This is a genomic window from Dyadobacter subterraneus (assembly GCF_015221875.1).
In the GTDB taxonomy this organism is placed as follows: Bacteria; Bacteroidota; Bacteroidia; order Cytophagales; family Spirosomataceae; genus Dyadobacter; species Dyadobacter subterraneus.
Window position 1 is genome coordinate 4,439,416 of the sequence record NZ_JACYGY010000001.1, and the last position, 20,911, is coordinate 4,460,326.

At 42.1% G+C, this 20,911-nt stretch carries 17 protein-coding genes; 1 reads left to right on the forward strand and 16 read right to left on the reverse strand.

Going from position 1 to position 20,911, the window contains the following annotated elements; all coding sequences use genetic code 11:
- Positions 1-170: 170 nt before the first annotated feature.
- Positions 171-1,352 (reverse strand): BamA/TamA family outer membrane protein, encoded by a 1,182-nt coding sequence (locus tag IEE83_RS18505; RefSeq protein WP_228101868.1) that lies wholly within the window; start codon positions 1,350-1,352, stop codon positions 171-173.
- Positions 1,353-1,675: 323 nt separating this feature from the next.
- On the opposite strand from IEE83_RS18505, the gene IEE83_RS18510 reads away from it, so the two are divergent.
- The gene (locus IEE83_RS18510; RefSeq protein WP_194122001.1) at positions 1,676-3,535 is read left to right on the forward strand and encodes a glycoside hydrolase family 2 protein; all 1,860 of its coding nucleotides are present in this window, start codon (positions 1,676-1,678) and stop codon (positions 3,533-3,535) included.
- A 66-nt stretch (positions 3,536-3,601) separates the two neighbouring features.
- Here the strand turns inward: IEE83_RS18510 and IEE83_RS18515 are convergent, their stop codons facing one another.
- The 15 genes from IEE83_RS18515 to IEE83_RS18585 all read right to left on the reverse strand — a co-directional run bounded on the left by IEE83_RS18515 (position 3,602) and on the right by IEE83_RS18585 (position 20,876).
- Positions 3,602-4,321 carry an alpha/beta hydrolase gene (locus IEE83_RS18515; protein WP_194122002.1) on the reverse strand — a complete coding sequence of 240 codons (720 nt, stop codon included), beginning with the start codon at positions 4,319-4,321 and terminating at the stop codon, positions 3,602-3,604.
- Between the two features lie 144 nt (positions 4,322-4,465).
- The gene (locus IEE83_RS18520; protein ID WP_194122003.1) at positions 4,466-5,311 is read right to left on the reverse strand and encodes an oxidoreductase; all 846 of its coding nucleotides are present in this window, start codon (positions 5,309-5,311) and stop codon (positions 4,466-4,468) included.
- Positions 5,312-5,450: 139 nt separating this feature from the next.
- Complete coding sequence (locus IEE83_RS18525) at positions 5,451-5,711, reverse strand: hypothetical protein (RefSeq protein ID WP_228101869.1); 261 nt, start codon at positions 5,709-5,711, stop codon at positions 5,451-5,453.
- Between the two features lie 65 nt (positions 5,712-5,776).
- Positions 5,777-6,622 carry a serine O-acetyltransferase gene (locus IEE83_RS18530; protein WP_194122004.1) on the reverse strand — a complete coding sequence of 282 codons (846 nt, stop codon included), beginning with the start codon at positions 6,620-6,622 and terminating at the stop codon, positions 5,777-5,779.
- Positions 6,623-6,735: 113 nt separating this feature from the next.
- Positions 6,736-8,790, reverse strand: coding sequence for a family 2A encapsulin nanocompartment cargo protein cysteine desulfurase (locus IEE83_RS18535; RefSeq protein ID WP_194122005.1), 2,055 nt, complete (start codon positions 8,788-8,790; stop codon positions 6,736-6,738).
- Positions 8,774-9,694 (reverse strand): family 2A encapsulin nanocompartment shell protein, encoded by a 921-nt coding sequence (locus IEE83_RS18540; RefSeq protein WP_194122006.1) that lies wholly within the window; start codon positions 9,692-9,694, stop codon positions 8,774-8,776. Before IEE83_RS18540 ends, IEE83_RS18535 begins: the two co-directional genes overlap by 17 nt.
- A gap of 418 nt (positions 9,695-10,112) precedes the next feature.
- The gene (locus IEE83_RS18545; RefSeq protein WP_194122007.1) at positions 10,113-10,502 is read right to left on the reverse strand and encodes a hypothetical protein; all 390 of its coding nucleotides are present in this window, start codon (positions 10,500-10,502) and stop codon (positions 10,113-10,115) included.
- 242 nt (positions 10,503-10,744) lie between these two features.
- Positions 10,745-12,139, reverse strand: coding sequence for a sulfatase family protein (locus IEE83_RS18550; RefSeq protein WP_228101870.1), 1,395 nt, complete (start codon positions 12,137-12,139; stop codon positions 10,745-10,747).
- A gap of 12 nt (positions 12,140-12,151) precedes the next feature.
- Positions 12,152-13,429 (reverse strand): FG-GAP repeat domain-containing protein, encoded by a 1,278-nt coding sequence (locus tag IEE83_RS18555; RefSeq protein ID WP_194122009.1) that lies wholly within the window; start codon positions 13,427-13,429, stop codon positions 12,152-12,154.
- A gap of 3 nt (positions 13,430-13,432) precedes the next feature.
- Positions 13,433-15,754, reverse strand: a complete 2,322-nt coding sequence (locus IEE83_RS18560; RefSeq protein ID WP_194122010.1) for an arylsulfatase — start codon at positions 15,752-15,754, stop codon at positions 13,433-13,435.
- A gap of 467 nt (positions 15,755-16,221) precedes the next feature.
- On the reverse strand, positions 16,222-17,091 hold the full coding sequence (locus tag IEE83_RS18565) for an SDR family oxidoreductase (protein WP_194122011.1): 870 nt from the start codon (positions 17,089-17,091) through the stop codon (positions 16,222-16,224).
- A gap of 42 nt (positions 17,092-17,133) precedes the next feature.
- Positions 17,134-18,189, reverse strand: coding sequence for an aldo/keto reductase (locus tag IEE83_RS18570; RefSeq protein ID WP_194122012.1), 1,056 nt, complete (start codon positions 18,187-18,189; stop codon positions 17,134-17,136).
- 68 nt (positions 18,190-18,257) lie between these two features.
- Positions 18,258-18,848: a TetR/AcrR family transcriptional regulator gene (locus IEE83_RS18575; protein WP_194122013.1), complete on the reverse strand. Its 591-nt coding sequence runs from the start codon at positions 18,846-18,848 to the stop codon at positions 18,258-18,260.
- Positions 18,849-19,003: 155 nt separating this feature from the next.
- A complete protein-coding gene (locus IEE83_RS18580; protein ID WP_194122014.1) occupies positions 19,004-19,744 on the reverse strand; it encodes a glycosyltransferase family 2 protein in 741 nt (246 codons plus the stop codon).
- Positions 19,731-20,876, reverse strand: coding sequence for a glycosyltransferase family 87 protein (locus tag IEE83_RS18585; RefSeq protein ID WP_194122015.1), 1,146 nt, complete (start codon positions 20,874-20,876; stop codon positions 19,731-19,733). Before IEE83_RS18585 ends, IEE83_RS18580 begins: the two co-directional genes overlap by 14 nt.
- Positions 20,877-20,911: the final 35 nt, after the last annotated feature.

A 20,911-nucleotide genomic window follows, 5' to 3' on the forward strand; every position in this document is an offset into this window, starting at 1 on the left:
TCAGCCGGCGCCCGTTAAATTTAGCTCTTGACAAAATTAAGCTGACAATCACATTTCTAATTGATCTCAATTAGCGTATCGTTGACCCATTTTAACCTTGAAGATAAGCAGCCGGCAGCACAAACAAATGCAGGGTATGTTCAAAAACGCAGGCAACTTGGGAAGGACTATTAAAACACTTCCCCGAGTGTAAGTTTTAAACCGGAATAATGTTTACTGAATCCGTAGTTCAGGGCGATATTCGTGCCGGATCTTTTGTTCATTTTGATACGCAGACCTGCCCCGCCGCCAGGATTCCAGTTTAACAGAAACAGACTTTTAGGGCCGCTGACTGTATTGGCATTGGCAAAAACTACAAAACCTAAAAAGCCATTGTTGGTAATATCACGGCGGTATTCTGTTTCCACATACAGAAGATTTCGTCCGCGGTATCGGTTCTGGTCAAAGCCGCGTCCGGATCGGTTGTAGTCTTCCCAGCCTATACTTGGAAGATCCAGGTAAGGTACTTTTTTGTCAAAAACCTTCCATAGATAGGTCCAGACTGCAAGCATATTTTGTCTTTCCCGGTTTTGGTCAAAACGGATGTATCTTCGAAAATCAATATAAATGGATTTCCAGGAATTGGGATTTCCAAGGTAGGTCGGATTAAAACGGTATTGTATACTCGCATAATATCCATCCCATGGGTTGATGGAATTATTTCTGGTATCAAATAATGCATTTAAACTCAGCCCGGAAGAAAAACTATTTGCAGATTGCGCCGTGCCGTAGGCGTATCCGGTATAATCTGCCAGAAGCGGCGAGCCCTCATCAGTATGTATATGAACCCTGTAATCGATATGATAACCGATACCTGCAAAAAAACCGTGTGACAGGCGTTTAAGAAGTGTCTGGTACAAGCGCAGGTAGGAATAATTAACTAGCAATTCGTCTCCCTCCTTGTACTGTCTTCCCAAACCCCAGGTATACTGCGGATAAACCATCAGCCGGGTATCGCCGCTGATTACCCATCGGTTCTTATCAAGCCAGATGTAGGATCGGATTGGTAGCCCGAAGCGCTGCTTAAAATTCCAGTAAGGTGTAAAGGTCACCCGCGACATGTAGGTGTCCTTTCTGTCACCCAGATAAAATCCGGCTGTTGTCGATGTTACCAGCGCTGTTCCTCCACCGGGCACCTGTGTGGAAAATGGCAAAACAGAAAAATAAATCGTTTTTCCAGGAGTTGATTCAGCTTTCTTGGGCTTGATGTGCAGCAATCTTTTACCCACATCAATCAGATCGTAAAGTTTACTGGTATCCCCTCTTACCGTAGAATCTCTTTCAAGCACATTACCAGGACTTTGTGCACGCAAAAAACACGGCCACAAGGTAACCATGAGCAAAAAACAAATAAAAAAAATATCGTTTCGGGATGAAAACATAGTTACCGGAAACCTGCCATTGATGAGGAAGTAATTAAAACAATGCAACTGTTACTAAAAGTATACCTTCAAACCTCCAAAATTGGTTTTAATCAAAATAAAACTAAAAAAAATTGCTACAATGCAAATAGTATATTGAAAATCAATAACTTAAAATTAAAAAACCGGTGATTTTTTATTTGTGACCTGCGGCGTTGGAATGGTAATTATAGTGGTCTGCTAGACAATCAGGGACATCAAGTGAACAGACGATTATGAGCGCAGCAGAGAATCACATTAATTACGGACTTTCAAAATCAAGAGAAGAGGGATTTGACGATAATGCGGACGCGCTTCCGAGGGCAGTTATACGTCCCAATGATTATATGTTACTGGATGGCGAATGGAAATTTTCCCATGATATTCTTGATAAAGGGCTATCGGAAAACTGGTTTGTAAGTCACCATTATGATCAGACAGCGCACTGGCCCGGAAGTGTGGAGCAGCACATAGCCAGCGCTTTAAAATCTGAAAAACCATGGCAGGATAAAGTTGTGGTTTGGTATGAACGGGAATTTACTCTGCCAAAAACAGAAGCAAAGGGCAATGCAAATGCTCTGATGCAGCTTTCTTTTGGGGCCTGCGGCTATGAAACACAGGTTTGGCTTAACGGATTTGCCCTTATTACCATTGAGGGAGAAGAGAAACATTTGGGCGAGTACACCTCATTTTCTTATGAACTGGATGAAAAAATGCTAAGGCCTATTAACAGGATTACGGTCAGGATTGAAAGTTCAATGGACGCTGATATTACCCGCGGAAAACAGGAATCATATGTTTATAAACGTGGCGGAATCTGGTACCAGACCTACACCGGAGCGGTACGAAGCATATGGATTGAAACCGTAGAAAGAAACAGGCTTCGTTCCAGGGTCGGGGTTGTCAGCAGCGTGGAAGATAATCTGGTCCGTTTTAATCTGACCACGCGCATTTCAGATCCTGGCTCGTATAAGATTCGTTTGAAGGTTTATGATGATAAAGAAGACAAGGCGAATCCTGTGGCCGAAGATGAATATCCTCTGATGCTTCAGGCGGGACAAAAATCCCAGCGCGTTGTTTTGAGAATCCCGGATGCAAAGCTTTGGTCGATCGAGAATCCGCATCAGTACCGGTTGGTCGCCCAACTCGTTGATGAAAATGATTATGCCGCAGAAATTGAAACAAGATTTGGCCTGAGAAAAATTGAAGCGCGCGGCTGCTGTCTTTATCTGAACAACAAACCTGTGTATTTGGATGGAATCCTGTATCAGCCTGGCGCTTCGACCTATGAACAGATCCGGAAACACATGTATGCGATGAAGGAGCTTGGTTGTAATCTGGTCAGAATTCACATTGCCGGCGTTGATCCCAGGATATATAAACTGGCCGATAAAATCGGGATGCTGCTTTGGGTCGAAGTTCCCAGTCCGCATCAATCCAGCCAGAAAAGCAGGACAAACCACCGTAGTGAATTATTCCGGATGCTTGCCTTGATCGGCACACATCCGTCAATAATTATATGGAGTCTGTACAACGAAGACTGGGGTGCCCAGGATATTGCCACAAACCCGGAAACCAGACAATACATTATCGATACCTATCATTACATGCAGCTTGCCTATCCGCAGTTTCTTGTCGTGGACAACGATGGCTGGCAGCACATTTCGTTTGAAGGCAGATTAAAATCTGATTTGCTGACGGCTCATTTGTATACCTCGGATCTGCAAAGATGGAACCAGGTTCTTGATGAGCTTTCAGCAGGGGAACTTGACCGTGTAGCTGCATTTCCACTGGTTGTGGGCGACCCATTCTTTTACCGCAATCAGGTTCCACTGATTGTCAGCGAATGGGGAGGTTTTGGTTTTGATAATTATGGCGGCCCGAAAGATGATGATGACCGTGCTGATCTGATCAGAAAATTTAAACAGGAGTTAAGAAACAGATCTTTTGCAGGAGATATTTACACACAGGCAACCAATATTGAAGATGAGAAAAACGGGTTGCTTGATGCTGAAACTGGAAATTTAAATGTTCCGGCAGGACTTTTAAATACGCAGCAGAATCAAATTGAGTATCCCGGAAACCAAGCAGATTAATCTGAAAAGAAAACAGATTCAGTTATCTAAAATGATGATAGCTGAATCCGTTTTTTCGGTAACAAATCATTTTTCATTGAGCCAATCCACCAGATCTTTTAGTTCCTGCTCGCTTATCGAATGCGGCAGGCTTTGATAGGAATGAAGCGTGGCGTTGATATTTTTACCTTTAAGAAAAGAAACCGCCTGTGTAGCCGAAGCGTAAGGAACTCTGTCATCCGCAGTACCATGCCCAATGAAAATTTTGAAGTTCTTAAACGCAGCTGCGGATTTGATCTCAGGTTTTAAAGAATCAAAAATCCTTCCGCTCAGTGGCGCTATTCCTCTTAAAAGTTCTGGTGCGGTAAGACCGACCTGGTAACTCATCATGGCTCCCTGGCTGAATCCTGCCAGATAAACCTGGGAAGCATCGGCATTATATTTCTTAACAATTTCTTTGATGAAAGCCTTGATCAGATCCGTACTGGTTTTCAGATCCTTTGCACTTTCCTTTTTAACCCCGTTAACATTTTCATTGCCATACCATTGAAAAGCATTCGGTGCTATTGTGAAGGGAGCTCTGGCTGAAACAATTATAAAATTATCAGGAAGTACATTTTTCAATTCAAACAGATCCGCCTCATTGCTTCCGTAACCATGCAGCAAAATAATCACTTTCGGTTTTACAGTTTTCGGCTTTGGCTGGCTTACCAGATAGGATAATGATAAATCTTTTTGGAGTGAAGTCTGCGCGAAAATCTGGTAAGACAGGAAACAAAGGATAATGGCAAGAATTGATTTTTTCACGTTTTTTTGTTGATTGATAACTTTGGAAAGTTACTTCTGTTTTCCTTGAAACACAATTTCAATTTAGGAATTGAAATAACTAAAACAGGATTCACCGGTCAGAAATAAACCGAAGAATCCTGTTCTTATTTTAACAAATTCAATTTATTCAGGAAAATCAGCACTTAGCGTCAATTCTTTCCATGCATCAAAATTCGCCTTCATTTTTTCCAGTTTTTCATAAGCCATATCAAGCGCTGGCTTACCAAGCAGTAAACGCAGATTAGTGGATTCGGATAAAACTGCGGTAATGATCGCCTCAGCACCTCTGACAGGATCGCCCTGCTGCTGTCCGCTGCGTTTTTTACTGGCTTCGATCCGGCTGGCCACGGTATCAAAATAATCCTGGATTTTTACCGGCGTTTCGACCAGTGATCTTCCGGCCCAGTCTGTCCGGAAGGGCCCGGGTTCTACAATAATTACCTTTATACCCAACGGAGCGACCTCCTGAGCCAGCGACTCCGAAAGTCCTTCTACTGCAAATTTAGTCGCGTGATAATATCCCGTCGCTGTAAAACCAACCAGACCACCGATTGAAGAAAAATTGATGATATGACCTTTTTTGTTTTTACGCATCACCGGCAGAACCGCCTGCGTCATGTGTATCAATCCAAAAACGTTGGTATCAAATTGTGCTTTAATCTGGTCGTCTTCCCCCTCTTCAATGCTTGTAAAATAACCGTAGCCGGCATTATTGACAAGCACATCAATTTTACCAAAAGTCTTTTCGGCCTTGGAAACGACAGACTCGATCTGCTCTTTACTTGTTACATCCAGTTCCAAAGCCAGCGTATTTTCTTCAAACCCAACTGCGATATCGTGAATCTGATCTATTTTTCTTGCCGTAATAACTGCTTTCCAGCCCCGGGCTAAGACTAACTTGGCCAACTCTCTTCCAAATCCTGTTGAGCAACCGGTGATCAGCCAAACAGGAACATTATTTTCGTCCATTTTCCATCATTTTATATTGAAACAATAATCTGATTTTATCTATCAGAATAAAAAGCGTTCCAATCCTGATGTTACCCAGAAAACACTGAAAGACTTTTCGATTTTGTAAGGGAGGACTTAGAATCCTGAAATCCCTGCTTTATTTCAGTAAAGATTCAAGCTTATGGGCAATGGCCTGCAGCAATCCGGGAGTAAGATTTTTGTTGCTCATTTGATCCAGACTGACAATAGCGCGGTAATTCCGCTCTTCATCCGGCTCAAAAAACACGGAAATATCTTCAATAAAAATTTCTATTTTGTGCTCGTAACCAGAGAGGACAAGCCGTCCTTCAAATTCCCTGATTTCTCCTTTATATTCAACATCAATCTCAAAAATATCTTCCATAACAAAACCCGACATCAAAAAATTACTGTTTTTCCGGTATGGCTAAAATTACGGAATCATATGCGGATTTTGATTAAAACTTACAACCCATTGCTATTATTCGTTTCAGCCGAAATCTCCCGATTCGTAATTCTTAACTGGTGCGTATTAAAAACCTGGGAATTGGGCTCTATACTTTTGGTAAGAAATACGCTTCCACCAATAATACTGTCCTTTCCAATGACCGTATCGCCGCCAAGAATCGTTGTCCGGGCGTAAATGATCACGTTATCTTCAACAGTCGGATGCCTTTTGATATCTGCAAGATCTTTGGCAACCTGCAAAGCCCCCAGGGTTACACCTTGATAAATACTAACATTTTTGCCGATCACCGTAGTTTCGCCAATCACGATACCAGTCCCATGGTCGATCATAAAGGGCACCCCAATCTGAGCATTCGGGTGGATATCAACCCCGGTTTTTCCATGCGCATATTCACTGACAATACGCGGCAGAACAGGAATATTGAGCTGTGTCAGCTTGTGCGCAATACGGTAAACCGTGATGGCGTAAAATCCGGGATAGGAAACAATTACTTCATTCACACTGGTCGCAGCCGGATCATATTCATAGATTTTACTGGCGTCGAGCCTTAAATTCTGGTAAATATTTTCGAGCGAGTTGTAAAAATCACTGACCACGCCGACAATATCCAGTCCCGAAGGTTCAAGATAACTCAGCAAAATATTTTCAAGATCAATCTGGTTTTTCTTTAAAATACCTTCATAAGAAGACTTTTTGGGCAAATGATTACTTGGAAAAAGAAACTGGACAAGATCATTCAGCCAGGCAATCGCATCATGCGAAGAAGGAGTTGCTTCCCATTCTGCGTTATGTGTTTGCCTCAAAAGACTAATCAGCGACTGCGTATTGGTATTATTGCTCATGAATTTGGTAATATGCAAACGACTATCTGTGAATTTTCCCTGAATGCCGGTTTCGGTTATAAAAAGGAAAGTTTACGGATAGCCGTTTGCCTGATATAATTTTTGTGCGAAACTTATCTTTTGGCGCCTCTGAGACGATATAATGTTTCAACCAGTACATCCACATCCGAGCAGGTATTGTAAAAAGCAAGTGACGGGCGAACCGTAGTTTCCACACCAAATCTTCTTAAAATAGGCTGCGCGCAGTGGTGTCCCGAGCGGACCGCTATTCCCTCATTGTTTAACGCTGCACCTACCTCTTCTGTTTTATAACCTGCAAAAACAAAAGATAAAACCGACGCTTTATCCGGCGCAGTACCAATTAAACGAAGTCCCGGAATATCTTTCATCAGATTTGTAGCATACACCAGAAGATAATGCTCATACTGATGAATGACGTCAATTCCGATTTTCTTGACATAATCAATGGCAGCACCTAGTCCGACAGCATCCGCGATGTTTCCTGTTCCCGCTTCAAAACGGTTTGGTGCATCGTGAAATTTGGTATGCTCAAATGTTACGTCCTGAATCATATTTCCTCCACCCTGCCATGGCTGGGTTTCGTTCAACAAATCCTCTTTTCCATAAAGCACACCGATACCAGTTGGGCCAAAAACTTTGTGGCCTGAAAAAACAAACCAGTCGCAGTTCAAAGCCCGCACATCAGAGCGCAAATGGGAAACAGACTGAGCTCCATCCACCAATACTTTGGCGCCCGCCTGATGTGCCATGTCAACAATTTGTTTGGCCGGCGTAACCGTACCAAGCGCATTGGACACCTGGGTAAAAGAAACCAGTTTTGTTTTTGGATTCAACAATTTGGCATATTCATCAAGCAGGATCTGTCCGTCGTCATCCACCGGAATGACCCGAAGTTTCAGACCTTTTTTAGCAGCAAGCTGCTGCCAGGGCACAATATTAGCATGATGTTCCAGATTGCTGACAATGATCTCATCGCCTGCATTCAGGTTTTGTTCACCCCAGGTTTTTGCAACAAGATTGATGGCTTCGGTCGCACCGCGGACAAAAATTATCTCATTGATAGAGCCAGCATTCAGAAAAGCCTGAACTTTCTTACGCGCACTTTCATAAGCATCCGTCGCTCGTGCAGCCAGTTCATGGGCAGCGCGGTGGATGTTAGAATTTTCATGTTCGTAAAAATAAGTGATCCTGTCAATGACTGATTTCGGTTTCTGTGTTGTGGCTGCGTTGTCCAGCCAGATCAACGGGCGGCCATTAACGTGTTCCTGCAAAATCGGAAAATCCTTTTTGATCAGATTTACGTCAAAGGGAGCACCTGCTGCCCCATTCTGAATATGCGGAAATGTTTTTCCATTCAGCTGCGAAGCCGGGTTTTGATTCACACTAAACGGATCATTTCCCTTGAAACCTGCACCTTGCAAAAAGTAATACTGCGCACCGCCTGTTCCGGGAATTACTGGAATTTGCGGTGTGCTTTTAAAAGTATTAATTGTTGACCACAGATTATTCAAATCCGGCTCGAACGCGGTATCTGGCGAAAAAGGAAATGAAGCCGCATAATCCGGGCCATTTTGAATAACAGATGGAGAAACGCCTTTTCCTGCAACAGAATGAGGAACATGTCCCAAACCAACAGAAGATCCAACATTCGGATCAGGAAAGCTGGTTTGCGGATCTTGCAAATTAACGGCATTTCCCTGATGCGCGGCAGATGGTGAAATTCCACTTCCGGCAACAGAAGGCTGCTTGTGATCAAGACCCGGATAATCTGTGTTTGTTGTGATACTATTTGGACTAACCGGCTGATTCAAAATTAATTCACTTCCAGGACGCAAAGCCGATGGCGAAGCTCCAAAACCAGACGCAGGCGTTCTTTCCACTGGAAAATGCGGATCAGGCAAACTCGTCTGCGGATTGTTCACATTGAACCCTTCTCCTTTGGTAAATAAAGAAGGAAGTCTGTCATGAACAAGGTTAAGCGACTTTTCCAGCCTGGGATGGTCAGCAAGATCCGGAGAAAAATTGGCTTTGGGCATTTCATTGGGAAGCAATGAAAAAAGCTCGTTAGCCAGTTTTTCCAATTCGGCTGTGTCCGGCAAACCGGAAATATCTCCGCCAGCAGGAAATTGATTAGTATTTATACTCATGATAGTTTCCTATTTCTACGTCTTCAAGTACGGCAATCGCATCATCCACCAAAACCGCAAGCGAGCAGTAAAGGGAAACAAGATAAGACGCAATTGCTTTGTCGTTAATACCCATGAAGCGTACCGATAACCCGGGAGACTGTTCGCCCGGCAGACCCGGCTGATAAAGTCCTACGACGCCCTGGCGACTTTCGCCTGTACGAAGAAGTAAAATTTTAGTTTTACCATTTTCGATCGGTAATTTATCAGAAGGGAAAAGCGGAATACCTCTCCATGTAATAAACTGTGATCCGAAAAGAGAAACCGTCGGCGGTGGTACGCCTTTGCGGGTACACTCGCGGCCAAAGGCGGCAATTGCTTTGGGATGAAGCAAAAAGAAACCCGGCTCTTTCCAGACTTTCGAAATAAGCTCATCCAGATCATCCGGTGTTGGCGCTCCGTTTCTTGTAGAAATTCTTTGAGAAGGTGCGATGCTGTGCAATAAACCGTATTCTTCGTTATTGATCAGCTCACTTTCCTGGCGTTCTTTAATGCTTTCAATCGTCAGGCGAAGCTGCTCGCTGATCTGGTTGTAAGGCTTGCTATATAAATCCGAAACCCTTGTATGCACATCCAAAACCGTGTTAACGGCATTCAGATTATACTCACGTGGATTTTCAACGTAATCAATAAAAGTATGAGGAAGTTCGCGCTCGTCACGTCCTGAACAATCAACCTCGGCTGTGCTGCCATCTTTCACCTTGTTAAGGCGATAAACACCTGATTCAACAGGAATCCAGTTCAATAAATGAGTCAGCCAACGCGGAGTGATTGCGCCCATCTGGGGAACAGTACGCGTTGCGATGGCTAACTGCCTGGCTGCTACGTCACCTAATGCAGTTTGCTTTTCGTTTAATTTTGGCATTTTGCTTAAAATTTAAATGTAACGGGTAAATTTTCTTGACGGAAAGTACTTTTACACAAGATGTTAAAAGCCGTATTACAAACTTACATCAATGTTTTTACTACCACTGAAAGAAGAATGCAGCCTACCACTACAAACTTATTTACACCTCCTCCATTTTCAACTCAGTGCAATTTATTAAAATTATTTTTACAAATATCCTGCCTTAACAGAAATATAATTTCGCAAAGACCTTCAAAAAGGAAAGATAATTCTTCGTATAATTCTATCGTTTTAATAGATTTTATAGAATTAAAAATCGGGTAGATTACCACAACCGTTTCACTTTATACGTACAGTAAAACGGTTGTGCATGTTCAATCTTTGAATTCTCAGGCGCCAATTTGAACCCGTTTTCAAATCGAATGATTCCAAAACATTACATTTGGGCAAGCATATTTCTGTTCAAAGCACTAATTCTGACTCCTTTCAGGTATTTTATTCTTTCCTCAATGATCATATCGCAGTGAACGTCATACCCATGGCCGATACGGTTTTTGAACTCATTGATAGCCGAGTGAAGCTGTTTCCTTGAAACACCGCTGTATTCCATCTGCAAAAGCTGCGCCTTCTGCGGTGTTGATTTTTTTAGTTTCCAGTACTGGGGATGATTGCTTGTGATCGGATCATGAAAATCATTTTCATGTGAATCCTTTATCAAAAACTCAAAATCAATCAGCACATCTGTACTGTCTTTTTCAATATCCCCTTTCAGAATAATTTTGGCTTCTCTGCCCACTGTCAGTATAAATCTCTTCTCGTAAATCATCTTGCATTATGTTGATTGTCACCCGCCAGAATGAATTTTAAATCCTTCATTGTTCCGCCTACATCTTACTCCAAATTTTATCTCAACGGGTGGGTTGCGTTAGGAATTAGAAGTCTAGTAAATTTATAGACAAAGTAATGCCATAAACATGATAATTCAAAACCTGACTTAAAAATATAGTTACTTTTTGCTATGAATTAACTATAAAGCCTGTCAGTTTTCAATAGAAATCCTGTTTGTCTTTATGGTTTTTTGTTGTAGACCATATCAATTTCCGCTCCTTTATCACCCTGCTGTTTCATCCAGGCGTATAGTTTTTCTTTGAATTTCTCAATTATTTTTTGATAAGCCGGATCACTGGCCAGGTTATTGAATTCCCAGGGATCTTTCGTTGTATCGTAAAATTCTACGGGCGGTCTTTTTACAAAACGGTTTGTGATTTTTTCAGCCTGCGGATCTTTCCCAATCTCGGCAGTCCATGAAAACCAGACAGAATTACGATCCGTGCTTTTGGGGTTCATCATAAAGCGGTTGTAATAATCTTTATCAGCCGTAAGATTTAAAATCAGTTTAAAACGTTTGTCGCGGATACTTCGGATCGGGTACGGATCACCCTCCGGAATATTATTATGGATACTGTAAGTATATTCCCTGGCATCTTTTGTTTTCCCGAGAACGACCGGCAAAAAACTTTTACCGTCAAGACCTGAAACCGGTTTTCCACCGGCTATATCGATCAGTGTTGGCGTAATATCTTCATACTGAACCAATGCATCTGTTTGAGAAGACGGTTTCACATTTTCAGGCCACTGCACAAGCATAGAACTTTTTTGACCTGCATCCCACAAATTCCATTTGGCTCCGGGAAATTGTGCGCCTTGCTCTCCCAGAAACATGACAATTGTATTTTTATCCTGTCGGGTCTCTTTCAGCAGTTTTGTGATATCACCAACCTGGTCATCAAGTCTTCTTACTTCTGCCAGATATTTGACAAATTGTCTGCGTGTGGTTTTGGTATCAACCCAGTTTTTGGGAAGAATTAATTTATCCGGATCAAATTCTGTCGAATCACCAACCGTCCAGGGCATATGCGGATTAATACTCATCACAAAAAGACAATATGGTTTTTCATCCTGAGTGATGTATTTTTTTACATCTTCAAGCTGGTAATCATCAGTGGCCGAAACGCAGTTAGGTTCAAAACCATTGATGATATCAAAAGGAAAAACAGATTTTGGCTTGGTCACATGATCCTTTCCGGTAAGTCCGACGCGGTAACCAAGATCAGCCAGGTAATGACCGACACTTTGCAGGTTGTCATAAACCGGTTTATGATTTTGAAATGCGCCATTTCTGACCGGATATAAACCTGTAAACAGCGAAGCCCGCGTAGGAACACACATGGCTTCCGAGGTGTAGATATGATTGAATTTCAAACCATTTTTCGCCAGCGCGTCGATGTTTTTAGTTTGAATATTTTGCCCGCCGTAACAGCTTAGCTGTTTGCTATCCAGATCATCGGCCATGATAATGACAATATTTGGCTTGGCTTTCCGATTTGAAACCTGACCGTTGGTTACCAGATAACTGCTGAAAAACAATATAAAAATTACTGCTACTCTACTGACTAATCTCATTTTCTTTATCATTTATTTTAAAGGATTTTCATACCAGATAATCCCCAGTCCGCCGAAACCTCCGGCTGAATTATTATTTTCTTCGGTTGAAACAAAATCAAGATCTCCATCCTGATCAAAATCAAAAGCAGGAATCAGGTCATATTTAATACCCTCAGGACCGCTGATTTCATTTCGCTGCCATTTTTTATCAAAAACAGAATTAACATACCGAAGATAGTACACCCCGGATTTTCCACCCTTTGCACCCTCGCAGGAAATTACCAGGTCTTTTTTTCCGTCCTGATCCACATCAGCCACAGTAACAGCTTTTCCTCCACCCACATTGTCAGGATAATCGATCACATGTTTTTCCCAGTGCAGACCCTTATTATCAAGTTTTTTATAAAAATGAATCTGGTCATCTTCTGTTACAACAACGGCATCTTCCTTTCCATCAGAATCAAGATCGTTCAGGTCCATAAACTTTACGATATGTGTACTATCGCCAACGATATGGTTTTTCCACTTTCCATTTATAGCAGGTTTGCCAGGATTTTCAAGCCATTTAACGCCTTGCGGAATTTGCTTCCGGTCAGAATAAAAAATGTCAGGCTGTTTATCACCATTGATATCAGCAATTAAAATGGACATAACCCAGCTTACTTTTGCCAGAGGAATCCACTGCCATTCGGATAATTTTCTTGGGTTTTTCGGTGCTTTCAGCCAGCCGATGTAAGGCTGCGGAAACTTGTCACTATCCTTCTTTCCGCCCAGAATCAGATCAACTCCGTTGACTCCGTCAATTTGCTGCGGCACGGCAAACATCCATTGAAATTTACCTTCGGTAACCGGAAAAATCTCCGTTTTCCAAAGCGTGGAATCTGAATAATTCTTCCCTGGCGCAGGCGCCCAGTGCACATTCACGCGCATGGTATTTCCCTCGCAGCTGCTGATCACGTCTTTGGAACCATCACCATCCAAATCAACCAAAACGGCATCCTCCACATTGGGAGCCAGGCCTACTGTTACGTAATTCCACTTTGATTTAACCTGGGTTTTGCCTGGATTAAAATAAATACGAACAAGACCGCTCTGCTCCCAGCCTGTTACAATATCCTGTAATCCATCGCCATTGGCATCTTCAAAACGCACACCGTCAGCACCTTTAAGACTGTTATCAATCGCATGTCTTTTCCAGATTGCAGTGCTTTGCGTCTGAGCCGAAAGAGTCAGATATGTTACCGCAATTACTGCCAAAATGAATTTGCAGAAGCTAAAATGCCGGTTTGTTTCTTTGAACCCTTTCATTGCTTATTTCTTTTCCAAAAGACCCACCTTTTCCTGTTTTTCCACCACCTGGTCAATGACAAGACTTTTTACAGCATCTGAAAATGCAAAGCTTCCATTGTAAGTTTTGGTCACAGGAGAATTCAAATCTTTTCCTACGCTGAAACCGTCTGCGGAAGCTGAGCTTAAATATTTATTGTTTTTATTGTTGATACTTTGCTCAGCGGCTTTTTCATTATTTACATAAAGGGCAACTTTTGTATCATCGGCAAACTCAATTTTGATCGTGTTTTTACCGGGATTCAGGTTTTTGGAAGAGGTTAATAAAACGGTATGCACCCCGTCATTCAAAAGATATTGCAGTTTATTATCTTTTACAAAAAGACTGGTTCCGCCAATTAAACCGCCGTTGGCAAAAATAACGCCTTCCGGATTTTTACTATTTATATCAACATTTGCCGTGATCGTTACCGCACCTTTGCCTACATAAATCCGTGTTTTAATCGTAGTACCTTCATAAATCACAGACTTTGTTTTTACTTCCGGCGCGGCAAGTCCTGCCCGGAAATTTCTCAGCGGGTACACGTCATATTTCTGCGCTTCCTGATCAAAAATCTTTTTAAGCTCTTCAAGTTTCTCAGGATTTTTAGCCGCCAGATCATTGATCTCGTTATAGTCTTCATTCAGATTATAAAGCTCCCATTTGTCTCTTTTAAAATCGGCTATAAAATTGATATCCGTTGTCGTTTCGCCAAAAACATTTCTTGGATGATAAACACTTGCCTTCCAGCCATCCTTATAAATGGAGCGGCCGCCGTGCAGTTCATAATATTGCAGTGTATGACGCGTGGGTGCACCTGCATCCGCTATGGAATAATTCAGCGAAGTTCCATGAAAGGGGCGCTGCGCATAACCATTAATCACTTCCGGCACTTTCAGATTTGCCAGTTCAATCGTAGTTGGTAGAATATCTGTTACGTGCGTATACTGTGCGCGTAGTCCACCTTTTTCTTTGATACCTTTTGGATAATGAACGATCAGTGTAGTATGAGAAGCCCCCTCTGCATTCACATCACTTTTCCAATAGCGGAACGGCGTATTGGTAGCCTGCGACCAGCCCAAAGGATAATTCGGGTAGCTATACTCGGTTCCGATTTTATCATATTGAGATAGTAAAAATTTAACATCATCGCCTTCGGATTTTTCAGCAATGCCGGCTGTTCCTTTGTAAGTGCCTTCCTTGCTTCCACCGTTATCACCAACAATCAAAAAAATCAAAGTATTATCAAGCTGCCCGATCTGCTGTAAATAATCCGTAACCCGGCCAACTTCGTAATCCGTGTAAGACAAAAATCCTGCATAAACTTCCATGAAACGGGCATAAATTTTCTTTTCATCAGCAGACAAAGTTTCCCAGGGTTTTATGCCTGTCTGTCGCGGCGGAAGTTTGGTTCCTTTTGGCACAAGGCCAAGTGCCACTTGCCGCTTGAAAACTTCTTCACGGTACTGATCCCAGCCGCCGTCAAATTTCCCTTTGTACTTATCGCTCCATTCTTTTGAAACATGGTGCGGCGCGTGGGCTGCTCCGGTAGCATAATAAATGAAAAACGGTTTGTCTGCATCTGCCGATTTCTGGTTGGCGATGTAAGAAATCGTCTTGTCTGTAAGGAGCTGATTTAAATGTTTGGTGTTGGGTTCAATATCAACCGGCGAAGTTTCTTCTACCAATTGCGGATGCCACTGATCTGTTGCGCCGCCCAAAAATCCATAAAAATGTTCAAAACCTCTCCCTGTCGGATAGCGGTTATAGGGACCTGCAATCGTCAGGTCTTTCGGCTGATTTCCGTGCCATTTCCCCAAAGCAAAAGTATTGTAGCCGTTTTCCTTAAATATTTCAGCAACTGTTCCAGCTTCAAAAGGAATGTTCCCGTTGTATCCGGGCGTTCCTATGCCCAGTTCCGCGTGATGGCCCATACCAACGCTGTGCGCATTTCTTCCGGTCAGAAGCGCCGCCCTTGTAGGACTGCATATTCCGGTGGTGTGAAAATTGGTATAACGAAGACCGTTATTTGCAAGCTTCTCAAAATTAGGGGTTTGTATCAATCCGCCAAAAGCAGAAGTGGCGCCAAAACCTACATCATCCAGCAAAATCCAGACGACATTGGGTGCACCTTTTGGCGCTTCGGGCTGTTTTTGCCACCATTGCTCTGTTTCTTCAATCGTTTTTCCGATTTTCCCCTTGAAGGGCTGAACAGGATCATGCTGCGCGAAAGAAGCTGCCGTGGAAGCAAAAATCAATACTAAACTTAAAAACGGTTTATATTTATTGGTAAGGGATAGATTCATTTCTCTGTTAGATTTTGGTAACTAAAAGGTATATACGTAATCTCGCAAAAATCAATTTTTTTGATGTCCGTAATGAAAATTTTATTAGCCTGGACTTCTAATCCGTGCTGAACCAAGGATCAAAGAATTAAAAATCAGGATAGCAGACGCAGATGGTTAGCTACAACAGAGAGAAGAATAAAAGGAAGAAAGATTAACCACCCCACGCATAGCGTTTTGAGTCGAAGAATTCGTATTCATCGTTGTTAAGAATAAAAGTTCGAAATACTCTTCTTACTGGTGGTTAATAAAAAGATCAATATCCTACTATATTGATAGACAAAGTAAGTTTATTAAAAATACATTACCAAAATATTTTTCTGTTTTAGAAAATCAAAATTGCACAGGTGGAAAACACAAAACCCTGCTAACTGGGTTTTGAAACCGAAATCGGCAGGGTTGTCTTAAATTAAAATCGATTTTTACGATTAATTCTCCGGTTGAAAATATCTTTTCAAAAAATCTTTTAGTGAAGAAGGTCTTCTGCCCAGTAGTATTTCCAAAGCCGGATTTATTTCATCCAGCTCGCCTGCCAAAGCTGCATTGGCCCATTCCACCGCAAATTCAGCGGCGGGTTTTGGATATCCTTCTTTCTCTTTCAGACTGATATATTGATCTTTGGAAACATTTATAAAGTCAATTTTTCTTCCTGATATTTCCGTCAGAATTTCTGCAATATCAGCAAATGACCAGGCTTCTGAATTTGACAGCGTATAAATCTTATTCTCATGACCGTTTTGGATAACCAGATTTGCCAGCGCTTCTGCAAATTCCTCACGCGCGACAAAGCTGATTTTTGCATCGCCGGACGGATATTTTACTTCGGAAATAGCAGCAGGATTACCAATAAAAAAGGGAATTACGTCAGCGTAAACATTATTGAGAACGATCGTATAATTCAAGCCCGATTCAATAAGCAGCTGCTCTGTAATTTTATCACTTTCAGTAACCATCGGCACAATCCAGCTGCCGTCTTTTTTCCGCTGAATACCGGTGTAGATGACATGGCTGACGCCCGCTTCTTTTGCCGCATTTATCACATTAGTCTGCTGCGTTATGCGGTCGGTAAAAGTTGGCGCGGAAATTAGTACGACTTTTTCAACACCTTCAAAAGCCTTTAAAAGAGACTGATAATTAAAATAATCACCTTCTTTGACCACTACTTCTTTTTCTTTCAAATCTGCGGCTTTTTCAGAATCTCTCACCAAAGCAGTAATTTCCTTTGCCGGCATTTTCTTTAAAAGTGCATCCACAGTGGATCTACCCAGTCCGCCCGTTGCGCCTGTTACTAAAATCATATTTTGAAATTTAAAATGAATTACTGTTGACTGCTGGTCTAATTATGCAACCGGATGATTCAGCGCAATAAGTCCTGAACCTGCTCCAAACAATGAAGCGCTGCTTTTTGCGATGATTTCGTGCGGAGAGCCTAAATCGATGGCGCTTACTTCATTCAGTTTTTGAATATGTTCATCCGAAAGTGTCAGCGCAAGTGATGCAAGATTATCGTTTAGCTGCTCTGTTGTGCGTGGACCAATGATCGTCACCGTAGAAAGTGCCGACTGATCATGTTTCTGACGTATCCAGGCCAATGCCACATCAAGCACTTTTACCTGATATTCCTTGGCGAAAATTTCCAGTAAATTCAAAATTTGCGTTTCCCGGTTTCCAGTTTCCGCTTTCACCAAATTGCCTTTCCAGGCCTGCTGGCGGTTATTTTCGTCATTTTGTGCTAAGCGGTATTTCCCGGTTAATGTCCCGCCAGCCAGTGGCGACCAAAAGGCAACACCCAGCCCCAAAGCTTCGGCCATCGGTAATAATTCGCGGTCGGCAGTGCGTTCAATTAAATTGTATTCGATCTGGATTCCCGCAACCGGCGACCAGCCGCGCAGATCGGCAAGCAGTGAAGCATTGGCAATGCGCCAGGCAGGGAAATTGGAAAAACCGGCATACAAAATCTTACCATCCCGGACCAGATCATCAAAAGCCCTGACAATTTCTTCAATAGGCGTTTGTCCGTCCGAAAGATGCGCCCAGTAAAGATCCAGCCGGTCCGTTTTCAATCGTTTCAAACTGGCCTCCACCGCCCGTACCATCGTTTTACGACTGTTTCCGGAAGTTAAAAGCTGCTTTTCACCCATTGAATATTTTGAAGCAAGTACCAGCGAATCGCGTTTATCACGGATCAATTCGCTAAGTATTTCTTCTGACTCACCTACCTGATATCCATCCGCAGTATCAATAAAATTCCCACCAGCCTCCAGAAATCTGTCAAATATTTTACGCGATTCAGCGGGCTCAGCACCATGTCCCCAGCGTGTGCCAAATGCGCCGGTACCCAAAGCCAGTTCGGATACCCGAAGGCCGGTTTTCTTTCCAAAAATCTTGTATTTCATGATTTTGCTATGTTTAGTTTAAAATATTTTTTCATATAACAATCGGTATATGAAGATTTAAAAAAATATCAGACACAGATTTGTCTGATTGTATTTTTGGCTGCATCAAAAACGGTGTCCATGTGAACATAATTTTTGGTTGCTTTCCCAAGCAGTATCCCGCCTTCAATCAGGGCAATGATAACCAATGCCGTTTTATCTGCGTCGGTATCCGCTTTAAATTCATGACTGGCAATACCTTTCTGGATAATATCAACAAGATCAGACTTCCACAGCATCAGTCCCGACGCGGCCCTGAGTCTGAATGTTTCATTGGTATCATCGGCTTCAACAGCGGTATTAAGCATCGGGCAGCCGCCGCTGTTTGTTGATTTGACATAATAGACCGCAATGTGGCCTAAAAGTTTTTCTTTACAGGTATCACATTTGTCAACCGTTTCCTGAATAAGGTTTCTTAATCTGGCCAGATTATAATCAAACGCAGCCAGCGCTACATCTTCCTTATTTTCAAAATTTCCATAAATACTTCCTTTTGTAAGCCCGGTCGCTTTTTCCAGGTCGGCAACAGAGGTGCCTGCATAACCTTTCTTGTTAAACAGATCCGCGGTGGCTTCTGTGATGAATTTTCTGGTTGTTTCTGATCTTGGTTCAAATTTCATACTACAAATATACCGATCGTTATATTTAAAAGCAAACGAACAGCGCAAATTAATTTTTATTTGAAATTCAGAATGAAAATTCGATGCCTTTTCCTGATTTTCACCAGGAAAAGGACTTTTAGCCAGGTTAAAATAATTGTAATAACAGATTGCTTTTATAATACATCGTTCCAAACCCAGCTCATTATAAAAATACGGCTGAGACTGACAGCTTCTTTCAATAAAACCTTAAAGCTGAAATCACTGAAAATAATGGAAGGATTCGCGAACACGTTTACGGATTGTATAGCAACTTTTTTCTTGATCAATTTTCTGATCAGTTCAATTTCAAAAACAAAAGTATTGGTCTTGGTACGCTGCACGTCTGGCAGAATTTCACGTCTCAAACCTTTAATTCCCGCCTGGGTATCGGTAATGTGGCCGGAAAGGAAGAGACGGTTCAGCAGATGAAGTCCCTTCGAAATTAATTGTCTTTTCAAAGGCAGTTTTTTAAAATATTCACTTGTCCGGTTGCCGTATACAAACCAGCAGTCCGGATTTTCATTAAATATTTTTACCATTTCCACAATCGGATCGGTGCCAAAAGGAAAGTCTATATCGGTATAGATGATGATATCACCATCTGCCCGCATCGTTCCTTTACGAATAGCCGAGCCTTTGCCTTCATTGACAATACTATCAAGAAAAACGACATTGTCGCTGGCAGTAAGCACACAAACTTTGCTTTTGTCAAGGCGCGTGGATCCGTCATTCGAAATGATATACTGAATCCTGTTAAATGGCAGCCTGCCATTCAACTCTGTAATATTATTTTCCAGTGTCTGGCACCATCCTTCTGCCGGATTGTAACAGGGAAGCACGACACTGATTAACGGAGGGAGGTTATTTTTTTTCAAGGCTTAATAACTGAAATTGTAATACAAACCATACTATAAAACAAGGGATCACTTTGATCAGATTCGGACCTAAAAACTCATGGCGCCATAAGGCCGGATACACATCTGTCGGCGCCAGAATACTGAACAGAAAAACACTGCTGACAAGAAACCTGGCCGGATATCCGAAGCTTTCCCGGCTGGTAACATACCATAATACTACTCCCTGTATGGCAATTACATAGGTAGGAGATTCGGCAGCGTGGTTAAACATAATCACCCATAGCGATGCGTAGGCCAGTAAAAGAAACCGATTTTGTTGGCTGGTAAAATGCTGTCTGACCAGGGTCCACATCCAGGTAATGGCAAACAGCAGAAGGCCCAAATATTGCACGCGCATTACACCTTTGTCGGTAAATGAAGGAAACCACAATTTGATAAGCCCCATAATGGAAAGCCCGAAATTGATTTTATGGTCATCAATCATGCAGGTATACCAATCCTGGTAGAGCTGTTGAAAATAGCTCATGCCCACAAATGGTAACGGCAGAAGCGACATAACCACAAACCAGAAAACAAAGTGGAGAACATACTGCCCGCGTTTGGGATAAAAAAGAAACAAGGAAGCGAAAATCAGCCCGTATCCCTTGATACAAAATGCCACAACAGGAAGCAGTGCTGCCCATTTTACTCTACCTTTTTCCAGTAATGAAAATGTGAGCAAACCCAGCGCCGCAATCACCGGATTTGTCTGTTCATTGTGAATCGATGTGTTCAGTTCCAAAAGAATAAACCACCAGAAAAAAACTTTGTGTTTGTAAGAAAGAGGAAGGGTTCGTATGGCATAAAAGAGGGTAAGGGAACAAAACAGCAACCAGAAAAACAGTCCGGCCACAACGGGCATCAGACTGAACGGTGCGAACATGATACAAAAAGAAGGATGATAAAGAAACAGATCAAAATACTCCTTCGGATATTCCAGATGCAGATTTGTTCTGTTTAATAAATGAAACAGTGACTGACGAAATATAATGTAGTTATTATACTTCAACGGCCCCCTGACATAATCCTGAATGCCGGTAACGATACTGATTAAAATGTAAACAAATAGAATTACGTTTTCCCTTGAAAAAAATTCGGCAATACGTTTCATTAAAAAATTTATTGTTAGGGTTGGATTGAAACTGC